This is a genomic window from Comamonas denitrificans (assembly GCF_042654745.1).
In the GTDB taxonomy this organism is placed as follows: domain Bacteria; phylum Pseudomonadota; class Gammaproteobacteria; order Burkholderiales; family Burkholderiaceae_C; genus Comamonas; species Comamonas denitrificans.
Genome location: NZ_JBHSEY010000038.1, coordinates 1 through 18398, shown reverse-complemented (window position 1 = coordinate 18398; position 18398 = coordinate 1). Strand labels below are relative to the sequence as shown.

Here is an 18398-nt window from a genome sequence, read left to right as displayed (position 1 = left end):
GACGCAGCAAAGCATGCCATCATCGCAAGCATGACTACCTTGACTCCCGATCCCGCTTTGCAGGTGTACGGCATTGCCAACTGCAGCACCGTAAAAAAAGCCCGCCAATGGCTCACCGACCAAGGGCAGGATTACCAATTTCACGACTTTAAAAAAGCCGCACCGCAGGCCGCCGACATCACCCGCTGGCAGCAGGCCGTGGGCTGGGAAAAACTGCTCAACCGCCAAGGGCAAACGTGGCGCAAGCTCGATGCTGCCACCCAGGCCAGCATCACCGACGCGGCCAGTGCTGCCGCTTTTTTGCAGCAACAGCCCAGCGCCATCAAACGCCCTGTCGTGCAGTGGCCCAGCGGCACCATCACCATCGGCTTCAACGCCGAGGATTGGCAGCAGCTGCTGACCCACGCGGGCTGAAGATCCACCGCACGCAACAGAGAGAGCGCCATGCGCCTAGCCCCTACCACTTGCCTTTACACCACTTGCCTTTGCTTGGGCCTGGCGATCAGCCCCGCCTGGGCACAACCTGCCCCCACCGAGCTGGCCGAGGTCATTTCGGTGGTGCCCATCCTGGTGCAAGAGGCCGTCCCCCAAGAAGACTGCATTGACCTGCCCCAGCAGCGCCAGCGCTGCCGAACCACCACCGTGCAACAGGAAGTGGCGCAAGGCTACGAGGTAACTTACGAATACCGGGGGCGGCGCTTTACCACCGAGCTGCCGTACGACCCCGGCCCCACCGTGATCGTGCAACCGCCACGCGCCACCCAGCAGTACAGCTCGCAACCCAACCACGAAACCGTACACCCCGGGCGCAAAAGCTATGGCTCTGCCCCGGTGGCTGGGCGCACCGAGAGCATCGAGTACCGCAGCCCCCAGCCAGACATCCCCATCGTGCTGGATTTGCGCACCGCGCCCATCACCGTCCCCGGCACCACACCCGCCCCACGCCCCAAACACTAGGCAATGGCCCACGGCGGCGGCATCCCAGCGGCCAGCCCTGGCCTAAAATGCCGGGCTGATTCGCCTCCTGCACCCGCCCCTGCGCAGGGCGAGGAGTATTTAAACAAAATCACCATCAAACGCTTACCCATCAAGCGCTAACAGCTATATATTTAGAAGCACGAAAGCCCATTATGCAAACCATTCTGCAAACTGTTCCCGTCGGCCAAAAAGTCGGCATCGCCTTCTCGGGTGGCCTGGACACCTCCGCCGCCCTGCGCTGGATGAAAAACAAAGGTGCCCAGCCCTACGCCTACACCGCCAACCTGGGCCAGCCCGACGAAGCCGACTACGACGCCATCCCACGCAAAGCCATGGAATACGGCGCAGAAAAAGCCCGCCTGATCGACTGCCGCCCCCAGCTGGCCAATGAAGGCATCGCCGCCATCCAGGCCGGGGCTTTCCACGTCAGCACCGGCGGCATCGCCTACTTCAACACCACCCCCCTGGGCCGCGCCGTGACCGGCACCATGCTGGTGGCCGCCATGAAGGAAGACGACGTCCACATCTGGGGCGACGGCTCCACCTTCAAGGGCAACGACATCGAGCGCTTCTACCGCTACGGCCTGCTGACCAACCCGCAGCTGAAAATCTACAAACCCTGGCTGGACAACGCCTTCATCGACGAGCTGGGTGGTCGCGCTGAAATGTCGGCCTTCATGACCAAAGAAGGCTTCGGCTACAAAATGAGCGCCGAAAAAGCCTACTCCACCGACAGCAACATGCTGGGTGCCACCCACGAAGCCAAAGACCTGGAGTTCTTGAACAGCGGCATGCACATCGTGCAACCCATCATGGGCGTGGCGTTCTGGAAGCCCGAGGTGGAAGTCAAGGCCGAACAGGTCAGCGTCACCTTTGAAGAAGGCCGCCCCGTGGCCTTGAACGGTCAAGCCATTGCCGACCCGGTGGAGCTGTTCCTAGAGGCCAACCGCATTGGTGGTCGCCACGGCTTGGGCATGAGCGACCAAATCGAAAACCGCATCATCGAAGCCAAGAGCCGCGGCATCTACGAAGCCCCCGGCATGGCCCTGCTGCACATCGCTTACGAGCGCCTGGTCACCGGCATCCACAACGAAGACACCATTGAGCAGTACCGCATCAACGGCCTGAAACTGGGCCGCCTGCTCTACCAAGGCCGCTGGTTCGACCCCCAGGCCATCATGCTGCGCGAAGCCGCTCAGCGCTGGGTGGCCCGCGCCGTCACTGGCACCGTGACGCTGGAGCTGCGCCGTGGCAACGACTACAGCATTTTGAACACCGAATCGCCCAACCTGACCTACGCGCCCGAGCGCCTGTCCATGGAAAAAGTGGAAGACGCACCGTTCAGCCCCCTGGACCGCATCGGCCAACTGACCATGCGCAACCTGGACCTGATGGACACGCGCGACAAGCTGGCCATCTACGCCAAGGCCGGTCTGCTCTCCCTGAACAGCACCACCGCTTTGGCGCAGCTGGAAAGCGAAAACAAATAAGCAAACATCAGTAAAACTGGCTGTCAATGCTTACCAGATGAGCATTGACAGCTATCAATAAAAAACTGCCGGATCGCCAGACAAAGAAAAAGGGCTTAGATTTCTCTAAGCCCTTGATTTCTTTTAATTTTGAGTGGTGGGTGCTAACGGGGTCGAACCGCTGACCTACGCCTTGTAAGGGCGCCGCTCTACCAACTGAGCTAAGCACCCACTCGAAAAAACTTAATTCACTGCATCTTTCAACGCTTTGCCAGGACGGAACTTGGGAACTTTGGCTGCTTTGATTTTGATCGACTCGCCAGTGCGAGGATTGCGACCAGTGCGGGCAGCGCGTTTACCGACAGAGAAAGTACCAAAACCAACCAAAGAAACCGTACCACCGCGTTTCAAGGTTTTTTTGACTGCTTCAATCGCAGATTCCACAGCACGTGTTGCTGTGGCCTTGGAGATATCTGCATCCTTGGCGATGTATTCGATTAATTCTGTCTTGTTCACAAGATGCCTTTCAAAGTGGTTTTGTCCTGGCGTCTTAGCCGTCGTTTGCACGATGGCCGAGATTCTAGATGGGTTTTCGCCAAGTTTTTGGGAAAAAATAAAAATTTTTTAGAGCTAGGAAAACTTGCATTTATACCTTGAGCCACAGGCTGGCTGTGCCAAGGTTTTAACGCTTGACGCGGGCCCGAATTTCTGGGATTGCTTTTTGCAAGTAGTACGCCATCGACCAGATGGTAAGCACGGCCGCAAGCCAAATCAAAATTTGGCCCCAAAAATGGGTGTCCACCACTTGGAACACCACCCCGTCGTAGAGCAAAAAGGGGATGGCCACCATTTGCACTGCCGTTTTGAGTTTGCCCAACATGTGCACGGCCACACTTTTGCTGGCACCGATCTGCGCCATCCATTCGCGCAGGGCGGAGATGGCGATTTCTCGGCCAATGATAATCAGCGCGACAAAAACATCGGTACGCTGCAAATGCACCAGCACCAGCAGGCTGGCACATACCAGAAATTTATCGGCAACCGGGTCCAAGAAAGCACCAAACGAAGAGGTTTGGTTCAAACGCCGCGCCAAAAAACCATCCAGCCAATCGGTGGCGGCAAACACCATGAACAAAATGGCAGCAATGGTGTTGCACATGGCCATGGGCAGCGGCAAGTAGAACACCCCAATAATTAGCGGAATCGCGACAATGCGCGTCCACGTCATGGCGGTTGGAATGGTTAAGAACATGGGGCCAGATTGTGGCACGTGGGCCGGGGATTCTTAATGCAGTGCCCGGTAAATCTCTTGCGCCAATTGGGCTGAAATGCCTTCAACCGTCTGCAGCTCCTGCACACTGGCATTGGCAACACCGCGCACGCCACCAAAACGCTGCAACAAGCTTGCGCGGCGTTTGGGCCCGATGCCGGGAATTTCTTCCAAACTGCTGCCCCCGGTGCGCACCCGGGCGCGGGCGGCACGCATGCCGGTGATGGCAAAGCGATGCGCCTCGTCGCGGATTTGGGCAATCAGCATCAGCGCTGCCGAATCGTGGCCCAGGTACACCTTGGCGCGGCCATCGGCAAAAACCAGCTCTTCAAGGCCTACTTTTCGGCCCTCGCCTTTTTCTACGCCAATGATGCGGCCAATGTCCAGGCCCAAGGACTCAAACACTTCACGTGCCATGCTAACCTGGCCCTTGCCACCATCGACCAGCACAATATCGGGCAAGCGCGGCGCATTGGCAGGCAGTGGCGCACCACCGGCCGCCTGCAAGGCGTTGGCCACAGGCTGGTAACGGCGCGTGAGCACTTGGCGCATGGCCGCGTAATCGTCCCCCCCCGTAATGCCCTGGATATTGAAGCGTCGGTACTGGCTCGGTTGCAGCTTGTGTTGGGCAAACACCACACAGGAGGCCTGGGTGGCTTCGCCCGCGGTGTGGGAGATATCAAAGCACTCAATGCGCAAAGCATCGAGCTGCTCTTGGGGCAAATCCAGCGCTTGGGCCAAGGCGCGGGTGCGCTGCTGCTGGGAGCCCTCTTCCGCCAGCAAACGCGTCAATTGCAGGGCCGCGCCCTGCTGGGCCAGCTCCAGCCAGATGCGCCGCTGGCCACGCGGCTGGGTGGTGGTGAGAATTTTGCGGCCCGCTTGCGCACTCAAGGCCTGCAGCAGCACGGGATCGACCGCATCACTCAAAACAATCGCGCTGGGCAAGGCCTGGTCGGCGTAGTGCTGTGCCATGAAGGCGCTCAAAATTTGCGCCTGGGCGCTGTGCCAGCCGCTGTGGCCTTCTTCTCCCACGGTCACACCATCGGCATCTTCGGTAACCCCGGCCTGCTCGCTGGCGCTGGCCAGGGCCAAGGCATCCTCCAACTGGCTGGGGAAGTACGCCCGGTCGCCCAAATGGCGGCCCCCGCGCACCATGGCCAGATTCACGCAGGCGCGGCCCCCGTGCACGTGCACGGCCAGGATGTCCACATCGCGCTCATCGGCCGACTCCATTGCCTGCTGCTCCAGCACCTTGGCCAAAGCGGCAATTTGATTGCGAATTTGCGCAGCCTGCTCGTATTCGAACTTTTCAGAATGCGCCAGCATGCGCTCTTGCAACTGCGCCAGCAAGGTGGAGGTTTCGCCTGCCAGCAGCGCCTGGGCATCGGCCACATCGGCGGCATAGGCCTGCGCACTGATGTACCCCACGCAAGGGGCGGTGCAGCGGCGAATTTGGTAGAGCAAGCAGGGCCGGGTGCGGTGGACAAATACCGTGTCTTCGCAGGTGCGCAAGCGAAAGACTTTTTGGAGCAACTCGATGGTTTCCTTCACCGCCCAGGCACTGGGGTAAGGGCCAAAGTAGCGGTGCTTTTTGTCGGTGCTGCCCCGGTAGTAGGCAATGCGCGGGAAGCGCTGGCCTGGCGCATCGCCTTGCCCGTCTTGTGCGGCGATGCCGGTAATTTTCAGGTAGGGATAGCTTTTATCGTCCCGAAACAGGATGTTGTACTTGGGGTGCTGGGTTTTAATCAGGTTGTTTTCCAGCAGCAGCGCCTCGGCCTCCGTGCGCACCACGGTGGTTTCCAGCCGAGCAATTTTGCTGACCATGTGCCCAATGCGCGTGCCGCCATGGTCTTTTTGAAAATAGCTGCTCACCCGCCGCTTTAAATTGCGAGCTTTCCCCACATACAGCAGTTGATTTTGCGCATCAAAGTAGCGATAAACCCCCGGTAGTCCAGGCAACGCCGCTACTTGTGCCAGCAATTCAGGGGAGTGATTGTTTTCAGCCATGGCCAACCCGATCCAAGCGCCTGCCGGTGCGCTTTATGCGCAAACCCGTTGTACACACGGGGCAAAGCCATGGTTCAGCGGCCCCTGGCCTTGCCCGGTGTAAACGTGGGCACCGGCGGCAATGGCCCCCAAGATGTAGTTGCGCCCGGCTTGCACCGCCTCGGGCAAGGCAACCCCCTGGGCCAAATACGCCGCAATGGCCGACGACAGGGTGCAACCCGTGCCGTGGCCGTTGTGGGTCGCAATACGCGGGCTGGCCAGCTGCCGGGTGCTACCGTCTTGCAAGAGCAGCACATCGACCACCTCATTGCCCGGTAAATGCCCGCCTTTGACCAACACATTGGCCGCCCCCATTGCCTGCAGCTGCTGCGCTGCAGCCTGCATGGCCTCGGTGGTGCTGAGGGTTTGCTGGATCAACCACCCGGCTTCATCCAGGTTGGGCGTAATCAAAGAGGCCAGGGGAAACAGCGCTTGCACCAGGGCCTGGGCCGTTTCTTCGGCAATCAAGCGATCACCGCTGGTGGCCACCATCACCGGATCCAGTACCACCTGGGTCACACCGTAACGCCGGATGCTGTCGGCCACCACGCGCACGGCATCCGGGGTGGACAACATGCCGATTTTGACGGCATCGACCCCGATATCTTGCATAACCGCATCGATTTGCGCACCCAGCATGGCTGCGGGAATGCCATGAATGGCCCGCACACCTTGCGTGTTTTGCGCGGTGATGGCGGTAATGGCCGTCATGCCATAGCAACCCAGGGCAGAAAACGTCTTTAAATCGGCTTGGATGCCGGCGCCACCGCCACTGTCAGACCCCGCAATGGACAACACCCGCACATAGTGCGGGTGGCGAGGGGCGGCAAGCACATACGAAGAAGGGGCAGGATGAGAGGCAGGATGGGCATCGGTCATGGCCTGAATTATGACCTTAGGTTGCACCAATCCGGCCCCCAGGCTGGTGGTGCCAGATCAGGCCACAGCGGCCAGTTGCTCTTCCATCAATTGTTCAATAGCTTGTGCGGCCTGGGCCATGGCTTGGTCCTTGCTTTCCTGTCCTAAAGCAACCCCTTCAGCACGGATAAATTGAATATCGGTCACACCAAAAAAGCCCAGCACAGTTTGCAAATAGCTTTCTTGGTGCTCCAGGGCCTGGCCTTGGGGGCTGGTGGAATACACCCCGCCGCGCGAAGAGGCGATGATCACTTTTTTGCCACCGGCCAAGCCCTCAGGGCCATGGGCGGTGTAGCGGAAAGTACGCCCTGGCTGGGCAATGCGATCAATCCACGCTTTCAACTGGGATGGAATGCCGAAGTTGTAAAACGGTGCCCCAATGACCACCACATCGGCCGCCAAAAATTGCTCAACCAGTTTTTCAGAGACGGCATTTTCCGCCACTTGTGCAGGGCTTAAGTTGTCCGTCTGGCCGGTGCGGGGGCACATCGCATCCATGGTGAAGTGTGCCGGGGCATCGGCGGCCAAGTCCAAATAATCCACCTTCACATCCGGGTTGGCCGCTTTAAAAGCAGCAACAATGTTGGCGCTCAAGGTGCGCGAAACAGAATTTTGGCCGGTGATGGATGAGTCAATGTGCAGCAGTTTCAAGATCAATCTCCAAAAAAAAATTCAAGATAAAGAATCCATGGCGTGCATTGTCGGGGTCTGGGCCGATAAGAAAAATCACATCCAGCAGGTTTCATTATTTCCAAAACGAGAACAATCAACAAAAATAAAGAGCTGCTTGCGCTTTAAAAGATTGGGATTTTTTATTAAAACCCCATGAAACCCTTTATTTAAAAGCGCAGGCAGCTCTTATTTTTAAGAAAGCTTAGTCGTTCGGTCGGAAACCAATCAGCAAATCGCTGGGGACGCGCCCGCCCACATCGGGCGGCAGTGTTTGGGTTTTGTGCAGCGCCCGCACCACGGCTTCATCCCACGCGGGGTTGCCGCTGGACTGGGTCAGTTGCACACTCAAGATCGCTCCGCTGGGGGCCGCGCGCACCCGCACTTCGGCACGGGGGTTGCCGCTGACCATGTCCGGATACACGATGTTGGGCTTGACCTTGGCGGCCACTTTGGCACCGTACCCTGCGGACGTGCCGACGGTACCGCCACCGGTGCCTTTGCCGCCATTGGGGCCACTGCTTTGCGCCGCGCTGCCGGTGCCCCCCGAGCCAGCCATGGCAGCCATGCGTGCCATCTGCTCTTTGCGGCGGGCTTCAGATTCTTTGGCCTCTTTGGCGGCTTGTTCTTTCTTTTGCTTGTCTTCTGCGGCTTTTTTCGCAGCTTCGGCTTTGGCCGCCTTCTCTTTTTCGAGCTTCTCTTTTTCAAGCCGCTCTTTTTCCGCTTTTTCTTTGGCGGCCTTGTCTTTAGCGGCCTGTTCGGCTTTGAGTTTGTCGCGTTTTTCTTTCTCCATCTGCTCGGCTTTGCGCTTTTGCTCCAGCTTTTCTTTCTCCAGCTTTTCTTTTTCTAGTTTTTCTTGGCGCTCCTGCTCTTTGCGTTCGCGCTCTAGCTGCTGGGCTTTTTCTTCGGCTTTGCGCTTTTCTTGTTGCTTTTTCTGCTCTTGCAGGGCCAGCTCGGCATCGCGCTGCGCTTGCAGTTCTGCCGGCGTGGGACGCACAGGTTCTGGCTTGGGCTCAGGTTTTGGTTCTGGCTTGGGCTCAGGCTCGGGCTTAGGCTCGGGCTTAGGCTCAGGTTTGGGTTCTATTTTGGGCAAAGCGGGGGCCACAAAGGGTGCCGCCTGCTCAAACTGCTCGGCCCACAGCTCCGCCTCTACCGCTTCTTCACTGCTTGTGGGCGGCGGGGTAATTTTCCAGACAAACGCCCCCACCAAAAGCGCATGGGCCAGCAGCGCCAAAACCCAGCTGAGCAACTTGGGCTGAGCGCGGGGCGGGGCAAAAGGGTCGTGATCCAGGTGGGCAGACATGCGCAGGGGTTCTATCGTGTGAGGTTGGTCTGGGGCTATTTGGCGGCTGATTTCACGCCCAAAGCAATGCGCTTGACCCCGGCACGCTGCAGCTCTCCCATCGCGGCCACCACATGCTCGTAGGCCAGGGTTTTGTCTGCCTGGATCAAAACGGCACTTTCTTCGCTTTCTTGTGCCTGCCAGCTGACGGTAGCCGCACCCAAGTCTTGCAAACTCAGGATTTGTTCATTTTTACCGGCTTTGAGCCGGATACTGCCGTCTTCTGACAACAAAACATAGGCTACATGCTTCATGGGCGGCTTGGTTGATTTGCCGGCACTGGGCACATTGATGGCGCCGGGGGTCAGCATGGGGGCGGTGACCATAAAAATGATGAGCAGCACCAGCATCACATCAATAAAGGGCACCATATTAATTTCATTGACGGTGCGCCGACGGCGGGGGCTGCGAAAACTTTCGGTACTCATAGCGGCTGCGCCTTAATGCCCCGAGGCCGTGGCCTGCACCGGGCTATTGATGTTGCGCTGCAAGATGTTAGAAAACTCCTCCACAAAGGTTTCCTGGGCGCTGGCCACGCGGTCAATGTGGTTGGCATAGCGGTTGTAAGCCGTCACCGCCGGAATGGCCGCGAACAAGCCCATGGCAGTGGCCACCAAGGCTTCAGCAATCCCTGGGGCCACGGTGGCCAAGGTGAGCTGCTCCATGGACGCAAAGCCAGTAAAAGCGTGCATCACCCCCCAAACGGTGCCAAACAGGCCGATATAGGGTGATACCGAGCCAACGGTGCCTAAAAACGATAAGCCAGATTCCACCTGGTCCATTTCCCGCTGAAAGCTGGCCCGCATTGCGCGGCGGGTGCCGTCAAGCAAGGTGGTGCCGTCGTGAATTTGGCGCTCGCGCAGTTTGCGGTATTCGCGCATGCCGCTGGCAAAAATACGCTCCATGGGGCCGCCCGTTTTGGCATTTTGGGTGGCGCGGGTGTAGAGGTCATTCAGGCTGTTGCCCGACCAAAAATCCTCTTCAAACTCTTCATTCAATTTGCGCACGCGCTTGAGCGCGGCCGCTTTGCGAAAAATCGTGGCCCAGCTGGCCACCGAGCCTGCCACCAAAATCAACATCACCAGTTGCACCACCCAGCTGGCCTGCAGCACAAGAGAGAGGATGGACATGTCTTGAGAAGGGTTCATGGCAGTGAGGACAGTTGTTCAATCAAAGAAGAAGGGATACGGGCCGGGCGCAGGCTGGTTGCATCAACCCACCCCAAGCGCACCGAGCCTTGGCATAACAGTTGTGCAGCGCTATCGGCTGACAGCGGCTGTAAAAAAGCTTGCTGGGCCAGCGTGAGCGAAGCACGGCCTGCCGCTTCAAGCTTGGCCGTCACGTGCAGCACATCATCGAGCCGCGCCGGGCGCAGGTATTCCAATTGGGCGTGGGTGACGACAAACATGCCGCCGTCGGTGTCGCGCAGCTGCTGCTGATTCCAGCCCAGGCTGCGCAACCATTCGGTGCGTGCCCGCTCAAAAAATTTCAGGTAATTGGCATAAAAAACGATGCCACCAGCATCGGTGTCTTCCCAATACACCCTGATCGGCAAAGAGAAGGTTGGCATAGCGGTGTCGGCAGCCAGCACAGCGGGCATCAGGCAAACAAACGGCGCATGCGCTGCACCGCCTCTTGCAACTGCTCCATGGCATTGGCCGTTGAAAAACGTATGTAGCACCCCGTATCGCTAGCGCCAAAGTCCCGCCCTGGGGTGACCGCCAAGTGGGCCCGCTCCATCAAGGCGTAGGCAAAATCCCAGCTGTTGCTCACCCCCAGCTTGGGGAACAAAGCCCGGCCATCGGCCCAAGCATAAAACGCGCCATCGGGCATCACAGGTACGCCAAACCCCAGCTCGCGCAGCGCAGGAATAAAAAAGTCCCGCCGCGCTTTAAACTGCGCCCGGCGCTGCTCATACAAGGCCAAGCTCTCTGGAGCAAAGCAGGCCAAGGCGGCATGCTGGGCAATGGTCGAAGGGCAAATAAACAGGTTTTGCGCCAAGCGCTCCACCACCGGCACCATGGCCGGTGGCAACACCATCCAGCCCAAGCGCCAACCGGTCATGCTGAAGTATTTGCTAAAGCTGTTGATGCTGATGATGTCCTCGCCCAAAGCCAAGGCGCTGCGGCCAAAGGCCTCTTCGTACGACAAGCCGAGGTAAATCTCATCAACAATGGTGAATCCCCCTTTGCTTTGCACGACGGCGTGGATGCGCTGCAATTCATCCGGAGCAATCGAGGTGCCCGTGGGATTGGAGGGCGAGGCCAGCAACACACCGCGTGTTTGGGCTCCCCAATGGGCCTGCACCTGCTCGCTGGTGAGTTGGTAACGCTGGTCTGGCGTGGTGGCAATCAAGCGCGCCACCCCATCGGCACTGCTGACAAAGTGGCGGTTGCAGGGGTAGCTAGGGTCGGGCATCAGCACTTCATCGCCCGCATTCACCAAAGCCAGACAGGCCAACTGCAAAGCAGCGCTGGCCCCAGCGGTCACCACAATGCGCCCGGCATCCACCTGCACGCCAAAGCGATCGGCGTACCACTGGCCAATGGCCGTGCGCAGCGCAGGCAAGCCCAAGGCGCTGGTGTACTGGGTCTGCCCTTGGGCAATTGCGGTTTGGGCGGCTTGCTGCACGAGCGGCGCGGCAGTGAAGTCTGGCTCCCCAATATTCAAAAAAATCATGGGGTTGTCGCTATCTGCCACCTGAGCGGCCAGCGCTTGGGCCGCTTTCGCGACCTCCATGACATAAAAGGGCTCTATCTTTTCTGTACGTGCAGCAAATTGCATGAAACCACTCAATCCCTAGGTTTGCCGCAGAATTAATCTGCTGTGTTATCCACTTTGTGATCTGTTTTATTTTTTGCCGCCAGATCGGCTTGTACTTCTGCAGTGCGCAGCGCGGGTGCCAAGGCATCCAAGACACCATTGACGTATTTGTGCCCGTCGGTGCCGCCAAACTCTTTGGCCAGCTCAATGGCTTCATTCATCACCACGCGCCAAGGCACATCCAGCGCATGCAGCAGCTCATAAGCGCCAATCCACATGCAAATGTGCTCAATTGGCGATAACTCGCCAAGGTTGCGGTCCAGCTTGGGCGCGATCAACGCATCCAAATCGGCCTGCTGCTCAATGCAGCCATGCACCAGCGCATCGTAGTGGGCTGCGTCGCACTTATGAAAGCCGATCAATTCACGCGTAAATTGGTCAATGCTGGCGACATCGTTGCCACCAACCACATACTGGTACAGCGCCTGCAACGCAAATTCACGCGAGCGGCTGCGGGCCGATTTAGAGGCGGCTTTGCGCACGCCAGTGCTGGTCAAGCCCTTGCGCTGTTGGCGTGGGGGGCGTTTCGAGGGGGTTGCGTCTTGCATAGAGTTGCTTGGTTGTTTTTTGTTGTTTTTTTGTTGTTATTCGCTGGGGGCCAAATCCGTCAATAGCTGTGCCATCTCCACAGCAACATAGGCCGCATCCCGGCCTTTTTCAGTTTGGCGGGCAATGGCTTGGCTTAAATCTTCGGTCGTCAAAATCGCGTTGGCAATTGGAATGCCATAGTCCAGCCCGACACGGGTGACACCGGCCCCCGATTCATTGGCAACCAATTCAAAGTGGTAGGTTTCACCTCGAATGATGCACCCCAGGGCCACCAAGGCATCAAACTCATCGCGCTCGGCCAAGGCCATCAGGCCCATGGGTACTTCCAAGGCACCGGGCACTTGCACCAAGGTGATGTTTTCCTCTTGCACGCCCAAATCCAAAAGCGCTTCTTTGCAGGCATCGGCCAAAGCATCGGTAATGTCGGCATTAAAGCGCGCTTGCACAATCCCAATGTGCAGGCCAACACCGCTTAGTTCTGGCCCTTGGCCTTTTTCTGCTTTTTGCATGGAGGTATCCTTTTATTCCTTCGTGATGTATCCGGTAATTTCCAGCCCGTAGCCAGCCATGCTGGGCATGCGCCGGGGCTGGCCTAGCAGCTGCATTTTGCGCACCCCCACCTCGCGCAGGATTTGGGCACCAATGCCATACGAGCGCAAATCCATCCGTCCACGCTCAGGGGCATGGGCGGAGCGGGCCTTGCCCTCAAACTGATCCAGCAGTTGGGCGGCGCTTTCCCCGCAGTTCAGGAGCACGGCCACGCCACTGCCGGTTTTATCCAAATAAGACAAGCTCTCATCCAGACTCCAGGAGTGCATCGGGCGGCGCACTTCCAGGGCATCCAAAACAGACAAAGGCTCATGCACGCGCACAGCCACCTCTGTTGCTTCCGTCCAGTTGCCGCGCACCAAAGCCAAGTGCACCGACTGGCTGGGTTTGTCCACAAATGCATGGGCGGTAAACACGCCATGGTGCGTTTGCAGGGCACGGGTGCCTACACGCTCTAGCAGCGATTCGGTGCGGCTGCGGTACTGGATCAAATCGGCAATCGTGCCAATCTTCAGGCCATGCTCGGCCGCGAACACCTGCAGATCAGGCAGGCGGGCCATGGTGCCATCGTCTTTCATGATTTCACAAATCACGGCAGAGGGGCTGCACCCGGCCAAAGCAGCCAGGTCACACCCCGCTTCAGTATGCCCAGCACGCATCAACACCCCACCATCGACCGCTTGCAGGGGAAAAATATGGCCTGGTTGCACCAAATCACTGGCCTGAGCCTGGGGCGCAACCGCTGCCTGCACCGTGCGGGCACGGTCTGCCGCACTGATGCCGGTGGTGACACCTTCAGCCGCTTCAATCGACACCGTAAACGCCGTGCTGTACACCGTGCCATTGCGTGCGGCCATGGGAGGCAGGCGCAAGTGCTCACAACGCTCACGCGTAAGCGTCAGGCAAATCAGGCCACGGCCAAACTTGGCCATGAAGTTAATGGCTTCGGCACTGACGTGGTCCGCAGCCAAAATCAGATCACCCTCGTTTTCGCGGTCTTCTTCATCGACCAAAATGACCATGCGGCCAGCACGCATATCAGCAACAATTTCTTCAATTGGAGAAATTGCCACAGGGGTAAAAGGGCTTGTCATGACTGTTCCTTAAGAACGGTGACAGCACACGGCACTTGATTCCAAGCGCTGCGCTGCATAAAAAGATGCGGGCCGCTGCCGGCCCTGAGAATTTTGCAAATAACTTACAACACAAGTGCTGCAGATTTTAATGGCTCCCACCTGAGCTTGCAGCCCTGGCCCAGCGCAGCACCTTAATTTCCCGGGTCTTGCAAGACAACATCGCTCTCGGGATAAGCCACACAGGGCAAAACACAGCCCTCTTCCATTTCTTCGGTGGTCAAGCCTGGCCATTCAATCTCATACCGCACACGACCACTTTTTAGCTGCCCCAAGCAGGTGCGGCAGGTGCCATTGCGGCAAGAACTGGGCCAATCAATGCGACCGGCTTCCAAAGAGTGCAACAGTGGTTGATTGGCCCACGCATCGCATTGCTCACCGCTAGGATCGAGTTGGGCCGTAAAAAATTCGGGAGAGGAAACTGCAGCCATGCCAACAAGAAAAAACAAAACAACCGCGCATTGTGCCTGTTTTCCAACGCACCAGAGCTGCCCATTTTTTCCGCACCCCAGGGTTGAACGCCAAAAAGCCAATGCTGACGCGCCCCTGTGCATGGCACACCACAGTTATCCACAAGTTTATCCCTAGTGAACGGGGATAATCCCGCCACCAGCACAGATCCTCCCATCGCACGCGCACATCCCTACCGCCCAGTAGCAAACCGACACCAGCACTGCTAAAACTTTCAGCAGATTGATTTTTTTAGTTTTATTTCAATAACTTAACAAGCAAATTAAAAGACTTCAGCGTGTTTATGCACAAGTTTGTACAGACTTCAGACGAACAAGTTGGCAGTATTTTTTTAAAATTGACTATTTTTTAATCAATTTCTCTTTTTCATTGCAAAACAAGCCTTTGCCCCAGTTGTTGCGCAGTTGTTCAGGGTTTTCCACAGCATTGTGCCGCCCAGCCGGGGATAAACCTATCGCCGAGCGACCTCCTAAAAAAATCGCGAAAAATCCACCCATTTCTAGTCCCTGCGCAGGCCAAGCCTAGCCCGAGCGTGGTAACTTCGCCCCTCTTTCCCACTCTCTCATCTATCGGCATGATTGTGCAGACACCCTCTTTTTCTATTCTGGCAACTGAACGCCTGGCAGGAATTCGCCGTGGAATTGAAAAAGAAGGCCTGCGGGTCTTGCCCAATGGTGCTCTGGCGCTCACCCCCCACCCCCAAGCCCTGGGCTCAGCACTGACCCACCCGCTGATCACCACCGACTACAGCGAATCGCAACTGGAGCTGATTACCGGTGCCCACTTGGGCGTACAAGATTGCCTGGACGAGCTGCAAGCCATCCACCAATACGTGTACCGCAGCATGGCCGCTGAAGGCGAGGAAATGATGTGGGCCGCCAGCATGCCCTGCACCCTGCCCACGGATGAAACCATCCCGCTGGGGCGCTATGGCAACTCGCACATTGGCCGCTCTAAAAGCATTTACCGCATGGGTTTAGGCCACCGCTATGGGCGGCGCATGCAGACCATTTCAGGCATTCATTACAACTGGTCGCTGCCAGGTGTCAGCAGTGCTGAATATTTAGGCTTAATCCGAAATTTCCGCCGCCAAGCATTCTTGCTGCTGTACCTTTTTGGCGCCTCGCCCACCCTGTGCCCATGCTTCGTGGAAGGGCGCCAACACCACCTGCAACCCCTGGGCACCGAAGGCAAGGCGCTGTACCTACCGCATGCGACATCACTGCGCATGGGCCGTCTGGGCTACCAAAGCGAGGCACAGTCCAGCATCAACGCCAGCTTTAACGATTTGGATGAGTACGCCAACTCGCTGCAGGAGGCACTCACCCGCCCCTACCCGGCCTACGAGCAATTGGGCGTGCGCAACCCTGGTGGCGATTACAACCAGCTGGCCACCACCTTGCTGCAAATCGAAAACGAGCTGTACAGCCCCATCCGCGCCAAGCGCACCGTGCGCCGGGGCGAACGTCCCTTGCACGCGCTGCGCGAGCGCGGTGTCGAATATGTCGAAGTGCGGCTGATGGACATCAACCCCTTTGAGCCCATCGGCATCAGTGCCAGCACCATGCGCATGCTCGATATCTTCCTGCTGCACTGCCTGCTCACCGACAGCCCCTTGGATACGCCGGAAGAAATTGAAGCGCTCAAAGAAAACCAGCTGCGCACTGCCGAACGTGGCCGCGAGCCAGGCTTGCGCATCCTGCGCGGTAAAAAAGAAGTTCTCTTAACCGAGTGGGCCCATGAAATTTTGACCGCCTGCCACCCCATCGCCCAAGCCCTGGATGCCACCCATGGCAGCGACGATTACAGCCAAGCCCTCCTGGCCGCACACGATGTCGTGCAATTTCCCCACCTCACGCCCTCTGCGCGTGTTTTGGACGGCACCCGCGCATACAGCAACAACTTCCAATCTTTTGGCTTGGCCCAAACCCACGCCAGCAAAAAATACCTGCTGGGCCTGCCGCGCAATGCCGCACTGGAAAAAACCTTCGCCCAGCTCAGCCGCGCCTCCATCCAAGCCCAGCGCGAGATTGAAAAAGCCGATACTGGCAGCTTTGAAGAATGGCGTCTGCGCTACATGGACGTGGCCAATCTTCTCTAAGAAGAAAATTTTCTCGAGCACTTTCCGCTGATAAACAAACAACTTCCAGTTTAAAAACCACTGAAACCCTTTGTTTTAAAGCGGAAGCAGCTATTAAAATAAAGGATTTTCATGTCGTTCATCCAGTGGTACCCCGGCCACATGCACCTCACGCGCCAGCTGATTGAGGAGCGCATCAAGGCCATCGATGTCGTCATCGAAGTGCTCGATGCCCGCATCCCTGGCTCCAGCTTCAACCCCCTGCTGCAAACCCTCACCGGCCACAAGCCCCGCGTCAAGCTGCTCAACAAGCAAGACGTGGCCGACCCGGTGCAAACCCAGGCTTGGCTGCAGTGGTACAACGCCCAAGCGGACACCCGCGCCATCGCCATGGATGCCAGTGACCCGGCCCCCGCCCGCCGCCTCATCCCCCTGTGCCGCGAGCTGGCCCCCCAGCGCGGCGGGATGTCCCGGCCCATGCGGGTTTTAATCTGCGGTGTCCCCAACGTCGGCAAATCCACCCTGATCAACACCATGACGGGGAAAAAACAAGCCAAAGCCGCTGACGAAGCCGGCATCACCAAAGACGAGCAGCGCATCGTGCTGGACGACGATTTCTACCTGTGGGACACCCCCGGCATGCTCTGGCCGCGCATCTCCATCAGCCAAAGCGGCTTTAATCTGGCGGCCAGCGGCTCCATTGGCCGCAATGCCTACGATGAGGAGCTGGTCGCCCTGGAGCTACTGCTCTATCTGCAAAAACACTACGCCAAAGAGCTACAAGCGCGCTACAAACTCGAGCACAGTCCAGAAGAAATCGCCGCCCTGCACGACGATGCCCTGCTGGAGCTGATCGGCCGCAAACGCGGTGCCGTCATGACCGGTGGCCACGTAAACATGCAAAAAGCAGCTGAGTTGGTGATCACCGATTACCGCACCCACGCCCTGGGCCGTATCACCCTGGAAACCCCAGAAGAATTTGCCGAATGGGCGGCCATCGCCGCCATTGCCGATGCCGAGCGCCTGGCCCGCAAAGAGGCCCTGGCCAAAGCCAAAAAGAAAAAGCGCAAGCCGCGTTAAACCAGCTTGCGCAAAAATTCCAAAACCCCCGCTGGCAATCGCGTGGCTGGAGCGTGGCTACAACATGCCTTTACGCGCCTTGGAAGCCCAGCATCTGTAAATCCTTCGCCGTCAGCCAACGCCATTGCCCTGAGGGCAAATCCTCTGGCAAGACCAGATCGCCAATCTTCCAACGGTGCAGCGCCTCCACCCGGTTACCCACCGCCGCCAGCATGCGCTTGACTTGGTGGTATTTGCCCTCCGTCAGCGTCAGATCCAGGACGCAGTCCGACACCAATGCGCAGGCGGCCGCCCGCACCGGCCGGGGGTCATCGTCCAGCACAACTCCCGCACACAAACGCTCCACCATGTGCGCTGTGATTGGATGCTTGGCCGTCACCCGGTACACCTTAGGCACATGTTTCTTGGGCGAACTCATGCGATGGATAAACTGGCCATCATCACTGAGCAGCAGCAGCCCGGTCGTATCCTGGTCCAGCCGCCCCACCGCTTGCACTCCCTGGATGGCCCCCTTGCAAGGCCGCTGGCGCAACGGCTGCGGCAGCAAAGTGTAGATACTCGGCCAGGCAGAAGGCTTTTGCGAACACTCCGTTCCAGCCGGCTTGTGCAGCATGATGTAGCCCTTGGCTTGGTAGTGCCACTCCACACCTTGCACGCGAAAACGCAACCCCACTGGCTCCAGCTCCAGCATCGAATCGCGCACCGGCACAAACGCCTGCTGCTCGCTATCCCAAATCTCAACCCAACCTTGCTGTACCAAGCCCGAACACACCCGGCGAATACCAAAGCCCTGCGAATACAAAATATCCTGAAGTTGCATCATCAGATCACCCAACGTCCACCAAAACTTCTAAACCACTCATTCCAATAGCTGCTGCCGCAGCACACAAGACACTTTTTGCCATAAACCGGCGAACAGTGCCCAGCTCTTCAGCGACTGCAGCTACACAAAAAAACCCCCAGTCTTTTGGGACTGGGGGTTTGCTTTGCTATAAGAGCCTGACGATGACCTACTTTCACA

At 58.0% G+C, this 18398-nt stretch carries 20 protein-coding genes and 1 tRNA gene; 5 read left to right on the top strand and 16 right to left on the bottom strand.

Translation table 11 applies throughout. The features are described 5' to 3' along the window. The first annotated feature begins 30 nt into the window (after positions 1-30). The 3 genes from ACFO24_RS07595 (at position 31) to argG (ending at position 2468) form a co-directional block, all read left to right on the top strand. Positions 31-414 (top strand): ArsC family reductase, encoded by a 384-nt coding sequence (locus ACFO24_RS07595; RefSeq protein ID WP_377737792.1) that lies wholly within the window; start codon positions 31-33, stop codon positions 412-414. A gap of 30 nt (positions 415-444) precedes the next feature. Beyond that, positions 445-957, top strand: a complete 513-nt coding sequence (locus tag ACFO24_RS07590; RefSeq protein WP_377737791.1) for a hypothetical protein — start codon at positions 445-447, stop codon at positions 955-957. Positions 958-1130: 173 nt separating this feature from the next. Continuing rightward, on the top strand, positions 1131-2468 hold the full coding sequence (gene argG / locus ACFO24_RS07585) for an argininosuccinate synthase (protein WP_377737789.1): 1338 nt from the start codon (positions 1131-1133) through the stop codon (positions 2466-2468). Positions 2469-2602: 134 nt separating this feature from the next. Here argG and ACFO24_RS07580 read toward each other — a convergent pair. From ACFO24_RS07580 to ACFO24_RS07510, 15 genes are all read right to left on the bottom strand, one after another. Next, a tRNA-Val gene (locus ACFO24_RS07580) sits at positions 2603-2678 on the bottom strand. A 12-nt stretch (positions 2679-2690) separates the two neighbouring features. After that, positions 2691-2963 carry an HU family DNA-binding protein gene (locus ACFO24_RS07575; protein ID WP_207575187.1) on the bottom strand — a complete coding sequence of 91 codons (273 nt, stop codon included), beginning with the start codon at positions 2961-2963 and terminating at the stop codon, positions 2691-2693. A 166-nt stretch (positions 2964-3129) separates the two neighbouring features. Continuing rightward, the gene (pgsA, locus tag ACFO24_RS07570) at positions 3130-3699 is read right to left on the bottom strand and encodes a CDP-diacylglycerol--glycerol-3-phosphate 3-phosphatidyltransferase (RefSeq protein WP_377737788.1); all 570 of its coding nucleotides are present in this window, start codon (positions 3697-3699) and stop codon (positions 3130-3132) included. A 33-nt stretch (positions 3700-3732) separates the two neighbouring features. After that, positions 3733-5724 (bottom strand): excinuclease ABC subunit UvrC, encoded by a 1992-nt coding sequence (uvrC, locus tag ACFO24_RS07565; RefSeq protein WP_377737786.1) that lies wholly within the window; start codon positions 5722-5724, stop codon positions 3733-3735. Between the two features lie 33 nt (positions 5725-5757). Beyond that, on the bottom strand, positions 5758-6642 hold the full coding sequence (thiD, locus tag ACFO24_RS07560) for a bifunctional hydroxymethylpyrimidine kinase/phosphomethylpyrimidine kinase (protein ID WP_377737785.1): 885 nt from the start codon (positions 6640-6642) through the stop codon (positions 5758-5760). 57 nt (positions 6643-6699) lie between these two features. Continuing rightward, complete coding sequence (locus ACFO24_RS07555; protein ID WP_377737783.1) at positions 6700-7332, bottom strand: FMN-dependent NADH-azoreductase; 633 nt, start codon at positions 7330-7332, stop codon at positions 6700-6702. Between the two features lie 223 nt (positions 7333-7555). Further along, entirely contained in the window at positions 7556-8653 is a 1098-nt protein-coding gene (gene tolA, locus ACFO24_RS07550) for a cell envelope integrity protein TolA (RefSeq protein WP_377737782.1), read from the bottom strand. A 35-nt stretch (positions 8654-8688) separates the two neighbouring features. Continuing rightward, positions 8689-9120 carry an ExbD/TolR family protein gene (locus ACFO24_RS07545; protein WP_377737781.1) on the bottom strand — a complete coding sequence of 144 codons (432 nt, stop codon included), beginning with the start codon at positions 9118-9120 and terminating at the stop codon, positions 8689-8691. Positions 9121-9132: 12 nt separating this feature from the next. Continuing rightward, positions 9133-9840: a protein TolQ gene (gene tolQ, locus ACFO24_RS07540; RefSeq protein WP_207575181.1), complete on the bottom strand. Its 708-nt coding sequence runs from the start codon at positions 9838-9840 to the stop codon at positions 9133-9135. Next, positions 9837-10262 carry a tol-pal system-associated acyl-CoA thioesterase gene (gene ybgC, locus ACFO24_RS07535; RefSeq protein WP_207575180.1) on the bottom strand — a complete coding sequence of 142 codons (426 nt, stop codon included), beginning with the start codon at positions 10260-10262 and terminating at the stop codon, positions 9837-9839. Before ybgC ends, tolQ begins: the two co-directional genes overlap by 4 nt. Before the next feature lie 29 nt (positions 10263-10291). Beyond that, entirely contained in the window at positions 10292-11476 is a 1185-nt protein-coding gene (locus tag ACFO24_RS07530; RefSeq protein WP_377737780.1) for a pyridoxal phosphate-dependent aminotransferase, read from the bottom strand. A 32-nt stretch (positions 11477-11508) separates the two neighbouring features. Further along, positions 11509-12063 carry a transcription antitermination factor NusB gene (gene nusB / locus ACFO24_RS07525; protein ID WP_207575178.1) on the bottom strand — a complete coding sequence of 185 codons (555 nt, stop codon included), beginning with the start codon at positions 12061-12063 and terminating at the stop codon, positions 11509-11511. A gap of 36 nt (positions 12064-12099) precedes the next feature. Beyond that, the gene (ribH, locus tag ACFO24_RS07520; RefSeq protein ID WP_377737779.1) at positions 12100-12573 is read right to left on the bottom strand and encodes a 6,7-dimethyl-8-ribityllumazine synthase; all 474 of its coding nucleotides are present in this window, start codon (positions 12571-12573) and stop codon (positions 12100-12102) included. 12 nt (positions 12574-12585) lie between these two features. Further along, complete coding sequence (gene ribBA / locus ACFO24_RS07515) at positions 12586-13707, bottom strand: bifunctional 3,4-dihydroxy-2-butanone-4-phosphate synthase/GTP cyclohydrolase II (RefSeq protein ID WP_377737778.1); 1122 nt, start codon at positions 13705-13707, stop codon at positions 12586-12588. 173 nt (positions 13708-13880) lie between these two features. Beyond that, entirely contained in the window at positions 13881-14177 is a 297-nt protein-coding gene (locus tag ACFO24_RS07510; RefSeq protein ID WP_377737884.1) for a 2Fe-2S iron-sulfur cluster-binding protein, read from the bottom strand. Positions 14178-14791: 614 nt separating this feature from the next. On the opposite strand from ACFO24_RS07510, the gene gshA reads away from it, so the two are divergent. Both gshA and ylqF read left to right on the top strand, forming a co-directional pair. Further along, on the top strand, positions 14792-16318 hold the full coding sequence (gene gshA / locus ACFO24_RS07505) for a glutamate--cysteine ligase (RefSeq protein ID WP_377737777.1): 1527 nt from the start codon (positions 14792-14794) through the stop codon (positions 16316-16318). Positions 16319-16429: 111 nt separating this feature from the next. Further along, positions 16430-17377: a ribosome biogenesis GTPase YlqF gene (gene ylqF, locus ACFO24_RS07500; protein WP_207575173.1), complete on the top strand. Its 948-nt coding sequence runs from the start codon at positions 16430-16432 to the stop codon at positions 17375-17377. 70 nt (positions 17378-17447) lie between these two features. Here ylqF and ACFO24_RS07495 read toward each other — a convergent pair whose 3' ends face one another. Further along, on the bottom strand, positions 17448-18197 hold the full coding sequence (locus ACFO24_RS07495; RefSeq protein ID WP_377737882.1) for a 16S rRNA pseudouridine(516) synthase: 750 nt from the start codon (positions 18195-18197) through the stop codon (positions 17448-17450). Positions 18198-18398 lie beyond the last annotated feature (201 nt).